The organism is Zooshikella ganghwensis DSM 15267, from assembly GCF_000428585.1.
GTDB lineage: Bacteria > Pseudomonadota > Gammaproteobacteria > Pseudomonadales > Zooshikellaceae > Zooshikella > Zooshikella ganghwensis.
The window spans coordinates 1-10,155 of the sequence record NZ_AUAF01000011.1 but is presented as its reverse complement, the minus strand read 5'-3'; the positions used below and the strand labels follow the sequence as shown (position 1 = coordinate 10,155).

The following is a 10,155-nucleotide window of genomic DNA, read 5'->3' as shown; positions in this document are numbered from 1 at the left end:
ATAAAACACTACAAACAATCACCAAAAAAGCGTATAGCTTTATGACGCTAAGACAAAGCGGTGATATTTTTCATTAAAACTTAATACGCTCAACCAAAACTCATTCCCAAAATATAAACTCAAGTAAAAATAGCTTCATATAAGTAAAACGCCTGACCACCTTGATCTTCTGGGCACTCATGACCAATTGGCACCAAAAAAATATCAAGCCGCCCCATTTTTTCATGTTCCAAATGATATGTTTTTTGTGGCAACAGTATTTCGTCTCTGGCTTTAAAGAGTAAGGAAAACTGATCTCGTCCGTCTTTTTTAATTGCTCTATATAACTGTTTAACTTCAATAAGTTCTATAGAGAAATCAACACCAACATCCTTAACAATAAACTTCTCTTTAATGTGCTTACCAAAATCATCATGCTTTAGCTGGGCAAGTGTATCAACCTGCATAGTACTCTCTCGTCCCTTCGTCAAAGGCATACCCTATATGTTAGGTATACATGCTGTTATGTGTAGTTTTTAAGACCGAAATATGAGTAAAAAATTGTCAAGTTTAAATAGGTTAAACCGGGGAAAAGCCTGGATTACACCTTTCGAGCACACCGAGAACCTTTCCCTGTGAGCCTGGTTGCCGCTCCAAACCCCATAAAGTTTATAAGGAATAACTGTACGTTTTTATGACACCCAGTGTTCAATAACACCTAACGTTAAAAAAAACAATACTCATAACAAAGGGTTTAAAAATGCATCATAAAGGATATAACACGGCATATAAATTATTATATTTTTTTAACTTCGGTTTGGATAAATCCCCATTAATGCGATACAAAAGTTGACCGCTAAAAATGGCTGTCTGTTTTCATGAGCTTGCCCTAAGCCTGTTTCAGTTAAAGCTGAAGAGGACAATGGCATTAAGTTATCAGGGTTATTATAGGTATCTATAGGATAAAAACGCCCTCCTCGCCCTGGAACACCTCCTTTTGCTAAATAGGCTGCTGTGGTTTGGGTTTCCTCTGCATCAGCATCCTCCGCGTACATTTGGTGTGTATGGGCAGGTATAGTGGCTTGAGTCAACACGACTTGTTCCGTCCCTCCTCGTTCAGCCAATAATCTGGGTGTCAGCCCTGGACCATTTCCGGGATGCATTGGCGCCCTACCTTGTAAATTAGGTAATCCCATCGTAGTACGACCATCCCCACCATATGTAGTACCTATTAAAGAGAATAATGCCGTATTTTCTGCTATTGATAACAACCCACCATCACAATATGCCCAGCCTCGTGGTGCATAATTACAGCCCCATAATTGAATTTGTGCAATAAATGGTTCTGACATAGTTTTAAGCTCCTGCCTTTATAAATTAAGGTGACTCTAAAAATAGTAATTTTGTAGAGCTGCCTTTAGTTGCGCTGGGGGTAAATACCTTGTAATGCAATAATAAAATTGACGCAAAGAAAGGGCATAACATTATTATGTGGCTGGCTGCCTCCAGTATTGCCAACCTGACTTGCTGACATGGCAACTAAATTGGCATTTGTTGCTGAATAAATGGGTTGACCATTAGCCAAAACCCGACTTTGAGGTTCTATACTATCTGCCGTATTATTACTTGCTTGCAGCTGGTGAGCATGTGCAGGCATCTGGGGAACAGTTAGGGTCACTTCCTCTACCCCCATTCTCTCTCCAATACTGCGCGGCGTCAGCCCTGGTCCCGTTCCTTGATTAACGGGTAGTCGGCCACGCATATCGGGTAATGCAAAAGTACTTCTGCCATCCCCACCATAACGACTCCCTAGTAGAGAAAATAACGCACCATTTTCAGTTACAGGAATCAGGTTATTATCACAGAATGCCCAGTGAACAGGAGCAAAGTTACCAGCAAAAATTCTGATTTCACCAATAAAGGGCTCAGCCATTATTTTTATCCTCTGTTAATTATTGGTCCTAGAGCGTTAATTTCTAGGAGGAAATAATCCGGTTAACGCAATACAAAAACTTATCACCTGAGATGGCTGCATATTAAAGTGAGCTTCACCACCTCCAGTAGCCATTAAAGAATTTCCCATCTCTACTAAGTTGGTTGCAGGACCATAAATATTTTTACCTGATGGCTCCATGGCTAATACTTGATTACTTGGCTCGTTCGTTGCGCCCGGCTGGCTGTTGGCTTGCATTTGGTGAGTATGCTTAGGTAAGTTTTCAACCATTAACCTGACAGTTTCATTACCTCCACTTTCCCCTATTCGATAGCCATTTCCCATATGAATGGGGACACGACCCTGTAAGTTAGGCAAACCAAAGGTGGTGCGGCCATCCCCACCAAAAGCAATACCTAGTAATGAAAACAAGCTTGGGTTATTCGCTATTGGTAAATTTTGTCCATCACATTTGGCCCATGTTCTGGGGGCAAAATCAAACCCAAACATATTTATTTGGCTAATAAACGGTTCAGACATAAAATGACTTCCTTATTTGTGTTGTTTTAGTTTATCCATGAACTGGATATAAACTCTTCACGAATGTATTAAGCCATCATCTCCTTTGTGGTTGGATACCATACCATTCGTTCATACGGTGGGTAAAAACCATCAATTTTAAATCCTAATTTTTTATACAGTTTTTTTGCAGTCCAGTTTGCTTGATGAACACTTAATATCAACGAGGAACAACTTTTAGCCGCGGCAAGCTGCAGTGCTCGTAATACACTCTCCCCATAACCTTTATTCCTTGCTTCTGGGATAAAAGCTATATCAATGAGATGAACTGCATCATCAGAAAAATCAAGCGTTACTCGACCAATAGATTGCTGTTGTTTTTCAACAATAAAATAGAAAGCATGTGGAAACATATTTTCATATCCAAGGGTTTGAGCATGGCATTGCTGCTCAATAAGTGTTTCCACAAAGTCTTCATCTCCATCAATGAGTCTTAGATCATCACGTGTAGAGCGATAAAGTGTATTAATGAAGTATTTATCAGAAGAAGTCGCAGGACGAAGTGATATTCCTCTCGCGAGTCCATTCAGGTCCATTGAGTTAACCATTACTACTCCATTTAGCATTCTTATTTTGGAGGTTACGTAGTATACGTAAGTATAGTGCGAATATTTTTTTTGCCTATGCGCTGTTGAAGAAGAGGAGATTATCTCAGAGTAATCGCAGAAATTGTTTGTAAGAAATAATGATTGCGCTAGGGCCTGTTGCACCTAGCCTTGTGCCAATAGCTACCAAAGACAGGATAATGCTCATTGATTTTTTAAAAAAAGTGTCAAAATCAAAAGCTAGTCTCTCTGATAAAAACTTGTAAAACATGATTAATAAATGATTCCATCATGCTATATGAATTTACATCTACGGATACTTGCCCTTTGATGATGTGCGCTAACTTGGTCTGCAATTGCTGTTTTGGTTTCAATGTTATTAGAAAAAGTGCCTCTTCATTGATAAGTGCACCGTTACTTTCAACCCTTACAGGAATATCACCTCCATGAATAGAAGCAAGATACGGGTTATCAAGAGAGTGGCTATGCATCATGCTGACTGATGCTATCTCACAATCAATAGGCTCAAGCTCAGGAATATCTGGATAAAATCTTGCTGAAGCGCCAGTAACGACTTTATTAAGATCCTTCTCGGGTACATAGGCTTCAATCATTCCACTTTGAGGGTCAACTACTAATGCCATCTGCTGTTTTGAGTTAATCCAAGTACCTTCCATTAAACCATCTTTTAACTGTAATATTTCTCCAGCAATTGTAGCCTGTATTGACAGTTTATTTTGCTTTTCTATCAACCCCTGAAGTTTACTTTCTGCTTCTGCTAACTGCTGAGCAATGACGGGAGTCGCATCCAACATTTCTGGCGTTGAGCCACTCCGCTTCAATAAAAGCTGTAGCATATTATGACGAGCTTTTACCCGTTTTATCTCATAAAACAAACCAGGCGTTGATAAATTAAATAACTCATCACCGACTTTAACTTGCTGGCCATGCTTAATAGCAACCTGACGTATTTGTGCATCAACAGGGGGGTAAATACGCTGAAATACGGTAGATGTATATATACCAGGCAGCTCAACAGACGAAAACCAGGGAAAGCAAGCTACAAATAGTCCCAAGCTAACCAACAAAGGTAAAATCACTTTACGACGTCTAGGCAATTGTTCTCTAAGCTTCCACCAAACTTTCATTTCATTCACAATAGGCTTAATCAACAAAACAGCAACTTCAACAATAAAAAGAATGATACCTAATAGTTTAAACGCAATATGATAAAGAAGAAGTGCTATACCTAAAAAAAGGAAAAAACGATAAATCCATGTCAAAAACGCATAAACTATCAAAGTGTAGTGCCGAACTTTAGGAAAGATTTCTGGAGGCTCGGCATTTATTCCAAAGAGCCATTCTCGAAGCCACCACTGTGCTAATGCAAATGACCTAGGCTGCAAATTAGGCGTATCCAGCACATCAACTAAAACATAGTACCCATCAAAACGCATAAATGGGTTCAAATTAATCAATAAACTGAAAACCCAGGTCGTCGTTGCTACAATAAACATAACAGACTTTAGCCCCCCTTCAGGAAGGAAGCTCCACAAAAATGTGGCGACACCTGCAATGGCCAGTTCTGTAGCAACACCGGCAATACCAATTTTAATTCTTTGATTTCTTTTTCCTAGCTTCCATGCCTCTGTTGCATCCGTATATAACACAGGCCAAAGTACCATGAATGCAACGCCCATTGAGGGTACTTTTAAGCCAAAGTGTTTACAGGCATAGGCATGCCCAAATTCATGGGCTACTTTAATACAGCTTAGGGTAATAAAAAAAGTTAGCGCACCAGAAAGACTGTATAAGTGACTAAAACTATGAAAAAAATAGTCCAACTGACGTAATACTAACAAAATACCCAGCAGTGTCAGTATTAAAAAAAACATAAGCACTTTAGTTGTAAATAAGTGACGAATATAAGGGTATGTCGCTATCAAAAAGCGATCAGGCCTTATAAGTGGAACTCTAAAAAACAAATAATTTCGCAGGAACCAGCTTTTCCAGCCTCTATTGGCTGTCAAGTGTCGATCAATAAGTATTTGATTTGCTTTCTTATCTACAACTTTAAGCAATTCATTTTTAAATAAAAATAAGAGCAGTTTTTCGACATCTTCCAGTTCAAAAAATTTTTTACTATTTTTATTACAATATATTAAAACGTCTGCCACTCGCAGACGTTGCCAATAAGTCAGTAAGATAAACTCTCGCTCACCGATATAATAAAACCGTTGACTAACAGGATCGTGTAAGGTCCAGGAAGGCTCGCCAGTTGGTGCTCGTGGCCCAGGTAGTAGTTGAAGTTCCTGACGTAGTTCGGGCAAGAGGCTGTTTGAGTCTAATAATTTTTCACTCATTATAAGCCAAACCAGCGTCTGGCTTCAGAAAGAGGTCTTCTAAAAATGTAATAAATTAAAGGGACATGATCAGCATAAATTTTCACAACACCTTTCAGACCAAGCCTGGGTAACTGTTCCTCTGCTAAAAAACTTGCTTTTAAGCGATAAGCCAATATATCCCTCGGCGATAATTCAGCCTCATAACTCGTTTGTTCCAGTTTTGCCGGAATTGAGTTTAATGGGTCAATATTTAAAAATAACCTTACTTCTGCCCCTGACTCCAAATTAACCGCATCATCAACAGGTAACCAAATGTCCAACCATGTGTCATGGATATCTGCAATAGTCATAACTTTCTCACCTACAACAACTGGCTTACCAATCCAGTCATTCGGGTCACTAAAAACGACAACACCACTATGTTGAGCCACAATTTTTATTCGCTCCATAAGTGCTTGTTGATAATCCACTTCTGCTTTTTTCTCTGCTAATATTGCCTTTAAGACTGCCAGTTCAGCTTTACTTTGCATATTGGCAAATGCCTGTTGACTGGCTCGCATATAGTTTGCCTGCGCAACATCATATGCTTTTACTGCCAAACTATGTTGATTACGAATGACCGTGTCATCTAATGTGAAAAGCAAATCACCTTTTGCCACACTCTGATTAGGTTTTACTTTTATTTCTTTTACCACACCTTCCAGAGGTGCAGTGACTAATAATGGTTGACGTGCAACCACTTGGGCAGAGGCTAATACGCTTAAACGTACAGGTATTACACTCATCATTAATAGAGTCAGAGCAACCCACTTTTTCCGCCCCGCAAAAATATGCTTAACCTGTTGCTTAAAAGTGCGTTTGGGGGTTAATACTTGCCAGGTATATGCATATGCTTCCATTAACCTCATCAGTATAACTTTATCATTTTGCTCCCATAACTCCCTTCTAATCAGCCACACGCCACCTAATAACTGTCTGTCCTTGCCAAGTAAAGGGCACCACAAAACATGCCCTGGACACCAATGACACCACTCACTTCTTAACTCATCAGTTAACATACCTGCTTTTATTTCCAGAATCTCTGTTAAAGAATGGTGATCTGCAATATGTTTAAGAGCAGCTTGTAACCAAATAATAAACGGTGACTCTTTATCAACTGTTGACAATGATGAAGCTGTTACCGCAAGCAATGACTGGGCAGTATTAACTTTGCTTTTTTTTCGGGAATTAGTTTGCTGACACGCAAATAAAACAGACTGATCATAAGGAATAATGCGAATGGTTTCATTGCTAATGGTGAAAAATAGTTCAACTTCTTTTTCTAAGAGTTTCAACTCACTCTCTAAAGAAAGTAGTTCTAAGAGACGTTGAAACTTAGGGTCATTGTTAACGTCATTGTTCTGCTTTAACCGTTGACTCTGCTTACTCAATTGAGCTTGCGGGGTATCCATACACTATCCTTGTAAAAACCCATTGAAAGCTACAAAATCCCCTAAACTTGATTTGCGAAGGGTATATACTTATTGTGAAGTGCGTCTTTTCACCAATAAACCTTCGCTATAAGAGTATAAGACGACATTAAAGCCCTTGTTTAGTGAAATCAGCTGTACCACTCATACCTGCAATAAGTTCTGGAGGCTGATTAGCAATATATGCCTTGACTGCGACAGTCTGACTGGCAGAATCAACTTTAGGTATAATTTTTTTTATTACACCTTGATAGCTTTTTCTTGTCTCATCAATTGTAAGTTGAAAGTATTTTCCTACACTAAGCCAGCTTAACCATTCAGAAGGAACAAATAAGTCAAGTTTCAACGGTTCATTATCTATAATCGAAATAAGCGGTGTCCCATAAGTCACATTTTCATACTCATTTGCAATTCGTTCTACCACCCAACCATTAAATGGTGCATAAATAGTACAGTGCTTCACCATCACCTGGTTGTAATCGTACATCGCTTTTGTTTTCTCAACATCCGCCTCAGCAATAGCCAAATCTAAACGACTACCTGCTGATAAATTATTTAATTTTCTTTGTATTTGGTAAGTTGTTTTTGCTATTTCATATTGGGCTTTACTAGACTTTAAATTTGCTAGCGGTTCGTCACAATCAAATGTCACTAAAATATCATTTTTTTTAAAGGACTCACCTTCTTTAATATTTAACGATGCAATACGGCCATTCATTTGACTGGAGATCTTAGCTTCTTTATTAGGGACAAGCAGCGCCCTCACTTGTTGATTGGTATCCGTTCCATCATTGACACCTTCGGTCGTTTCATAAGCCATACTCTTTTGTAAGAAACTGACTTGCAACAATAGTGTGATAACCAGCAAAGAAACACCGTAAACTTGTATGTCCATCTTTTTATTAATAAATATCCTTGCAGTATAAGTTTTAGTACTCACTTTCCTTGGAGGGTGTCACAACACAACAACCTCTTTGATTTATATCACACTCGTCTTATAACTTTGTCACTATCGTTTATCATATGTAATGCCTTTTTTTTAATATGATGACTTATTCAAAGAATATCTGACATAACATATTCATAATTAGACAAAATTTATTACATATACCCTTCACTATGGGTATATTTTGTGACTCACTACGGAATATTTTATATGCCTATAATGACTTATTAGCATAAATGTCAAGTTAGTCGCCTAGTATTATATTTATTAACCTGACAACGTGAACGCAACCCCTTCTTAACTCTTAGTTTTTAAAAGTGAACGCAACTTTTTTCGCAGCAAATATTAAGTCAAAAGCAAAACTATATCTATAACGAAGGGTTTTTAGGGGCAGTGGTCAAGAGCGTTGACAACAAACCCTAAAAATGATTCGTGAAGGGTATATTTTCTTTAGTTAAGCACATGTGACTTTCGTTTTGCTGTTTTGTAAATAAAAAAATGAGACTTTCCTTATGATCAAGCAACATTCTCTTTTATCGCCACAATTAACGAAAATCGCACTAATCAGTTCACTCTTTATTGCCCAGGGTGTCATGGCACATGGTTATGTTTCCTCTCCTGAATCCAGATCTTACAAGTGTAAACTAGGGCATAATACAAATTGCGGCCCTGTTCAATGGGAGCCCCAAAGTGTAGAAGGCCTTGATCGTTATCCAGAGTCAGGCCCTGCTGATGGAAAAATAGCCAGTGCCGGACTAAGTCAATTTTCCCAGTTAGATGAGCAAACAGCTACTCGTTGGCATAAAAGCAGCATAAAGCCAGGACCCAATAAGTTCTCCTGGCACTTTACTGCAAACCATGCAACACGTGACTGGCGATACTTCATTACCAAAAGTGACTGGAACCCTAATCAGGCTTTAACCAGAAGTTCATTTGAAGCAACACCTTTTTGTGCAATTGATGGTAACCAGTCCCGTCCACCCGTTGATGTTACACATGACTGTAATGTGCCTGAACGTAGTGGCTATCATGTTATTCTTGCTGTTTGGGATGTTGGGGATACTGTGAATAGTTTTTATCAAGCCATAGATGTCAATATATCTGGGAAAGGAAATCCTGATCCAGATATTCCTGACGCTCAATGGCAAGATATTGGTGATATTAACCCAACAATGAATCTTCAATCAGGCGACATGGTTAAAGCGCGCTTTTTTAATAAAGATGGAGAGCAAGCCAACTTAACAACATCTATTACCATAAACTCGCCACAAGAAGGACAAAAAAATAACTGGCCTCATTTGCTTGCTACAGAAATCAATAATCAACATAAATCCCTTGCGGCTGGTCAACTGGGTAAAGATGGTAAAGTCGTTCCTGCCATGGGACAAAATAATATTTACGCACTAAAAACAAGTGATATCCGTCGCGCAGAAGTACAAATCGTTAAAGACCAAAAGCCCGATCCACAGGTTAATGTTGGCGGATTAAAAGATAGCTATATTATTCAAAGCAATGAAGCAAATGTAGACTTCACCCTAACCAGCACAGAAAAACTGACTGTTGACAATATTGTATTTGATAAAAATAATGCACAAGTTGCATTTGGCTCAACTGCTGTTAACAACAGCACAGAAAGCGTCACCATTAATATTAAAAATGCCAAACCCGGTAACTACACCCTTGTTCTCAAAACAAAAGCCTTTTCTTTAGTACAACAAACCTACCAGTTTAAGCTGGTTAATGACTCAACTGATCCAGGCGATGATGGAAAAGATGGTCAATATGATTACTCATTTCCAGAAGGCGTGAGCAACTACAAAGCAGGTACTAAGGTAATTCAGCCTAAAAATGGCAAGATATACCAATGTAAACCTTTTCCCTATAGTGGTTACTGCAAACAATGGACTAGCACCTCAAATAATTTTGAACCGGGGGTTGGTTCTCACTGGAAAATGGCTTGGGATGAAAAATAAACAGCCTTAGCTATTATATGTCTACAACTAATGGTAAAAAAATGGGGTAGCTAATACCCCATTTTATTTCGTAAAACTTTCAGTTACAATACTCTAGACACTTTTACGCAGCCATAGCCCCCCATAGTCACTCATCTGTTTATACACTTGAGCGACTTTTTGAATACTTAAGCTTAACCCTAACTTGTCAAAAAGTTTTTCCATTAAGTGTTGATTAAATTTTTTACGTTTCCATGAGACAATTGAAATTACTGTTCTATCATTACTTCCTTTTAATAGCTGATCCTCTAACTTCAAGACATTAAGTGCTGATAATGAAGCATTTAAATGAGTATGTGTGGCTTCTTTTTTACGTGACTGACAGTGGGTGAATCCTGTATATTGTT

The 10,155-nt window shown here is 38.5% G+C and carries 9 protein-coding genes and 1 pseudogene; 1 reads left to right on the top strand and 9 read right to left on the bottom strand.

Annotated features, from left to right (window positions below):
- Positions 1 to 119: 119 nt before the first annotated feature.
- From F607_RS28080 to F607_RS28075, 8 genes are all read right to left on the bottom strand, one after another.
- Entirely contained in the window at positions 120 to 470 is a 351-nt protein-coding gene (locus F607_RS28080; protein ID WP_169719763.1) for a DUF6916 family protein, read from the bottom strand.
- Between the two features lie 315 nt (positions 471 to 785).
- On the bottom strand, positions 786 to 1,331 hold the full coding sequence (locus tag F607_RS0104235) for a phage tail protein (RefSeq protein WP_027707074.1): 546 nt from the start codon (positions 1,329 to 1,331) through the stop codon (positions 786 to 788).
- Positions 1,332 to 1,396: 65 nt separating this feature from the next.
- A complete protein-coding gene (locus F607_RS0104230; protein WP_027707073.1) occupies positions 1,397 to 1,912 on the bottom strand; it encodes a phage tail protein in 516 nt (171 codons plus the stop codon).
- Between the two features lie 36 nt (positions 1,913 to 1,948).
- A complete protein-coding gene (locus tag F607_RS0104225) occupies positions 1,949 to 2,452 on the bottom strand; it encodes a phage tail protein (protein WP_027707072.1) in 504 nt (167 codons plus the stop codon).
- Positions 2,453 to 2,520: 68 nt separating this feature from the next.
- Positions 2,521 to 3,039 (bottom strand): GNAT family N-acetyltransferase, encoded by a 519-nt coding sequence (locus F607_RS0104220; protein WP_230400362.1) that lies wholly within the window; start codon positions 3,037 to 3,039, stop codon positions 2,521 to 2,523.
- Positions 3,040 to 3,269: 230 nt separating this feature from the next.
- A complete protein-coding gene (locus F607_RS0104215; RefSeq protein ID WP_051310867.1) occupies positions 3,270 to 5,399 on the bottom strand; it encodes a site-2 protease family protein in 2,130 nt (709 codons plus the stop codon).
- Positions 5,399 to 6,832 carry an efflux RND transporter periplasmic adaptor subunit gene (locus F607_RS0104210; protein ID WP_027707069.1) on the bottom strand — a complete coding sequence of 478 codons (1,434 nt, stop codon included), beginning with the start codon at positions 6,830 to 6,832 and terminating at the stop codon, positions 5,399 to 5,401. Before F607_RS0104210 ends, F607_RS0104215 begins: the two co-directional genes overlap by 1 nt.
- Before the next feature lie 127 nt (positions 6,833 to 6,959).
- On the bottom strand, positions 6,960 to 7,790 hold the full coding sequence (locus F607_RS28075) for an efflux RND transporter periplasmic adaptor subunit (protein ID WP_157365376.1): 831 nt from the start codon (positions 7,788 to 7,790) through the stop codon (positions 6,960 to 6,962).
- Between the two features lie 518 nt (positions 7,791 to 8,308).
- Between F607_RS28075 and gbpA the strand changes: the two genes are divergently transcribed.
- Positions 8,309 to 9,769, top strand: coding sequence for an N-acetylglucosamine-binding protein GbpA (gene gbpA, locus F607_RS0104200; protein ID WP_027707068.1), 1,461 nt, complete (start codon positions 8,309 to 8,311; stop codon positions 9,767 to 9,769).
- Between the two features lie 93 nt (positions 9,770 to 9,862).
- Here gbpA and F607_RS34535 read toward each other — a convergent pair.
- Positions 9,863 to 10,155: pseudogene (locus F607_RS34535) on the bottom strand (hypothetical protein); the annotation flags it as partial.

Bases quoted from the DNA above. Each gene is read 5' to 3' on its own strand.
- F607_RS0104225 (WP_027707072.1), bottom strand. From the start codon at position 2,452: ATGTCTGAACCGTTTATTAGCCAAATAAATATGTTTGGGTTTGATTTT.
- gbpA (WP_027707068.1), top strand. From the start codon at position 8,309: ATGATCAAGCAACATTCTCTTTTATCGCCACAATTAACGAAAATCGCA.
- F607_RS0104215 (WP_051310867.1), bottom strand. From the start codon at position 5,399: ATGAGTGAAAAATTATTAGACTCAAACAGCCTCTTGCCCGAACTACGT.
- F607_RS0104235 (WP_027707074.1), bottom strand. From the start codon at position 1,331: ATGTCAGAACCATTTATTGCACAAATTCAATTATGGGGCTGTAATTAT.
- F607_RS0104230 (WP_027707073.1), bottom strand. From the start codon at position 1,912: ATGGCTGAGCCCTTTATTGGTGAAATCAGAATTTTTGCTGGTAACTTT.
- F607_RS0104220 (WP_230400362.1), bottom strand. From the start codon at position 3,039: ATGGTTAACTCAATGGACCTGAATGGACTCGCGAGAGGAATATCACTT.
- F607_RS0104210 (WP_027707069.1), bottom strand. From the start codon at position 6,832: ATGGATACCCCGCAAGCTCAATTGAGTAAGCAGAGTCAACGGTTAAAG.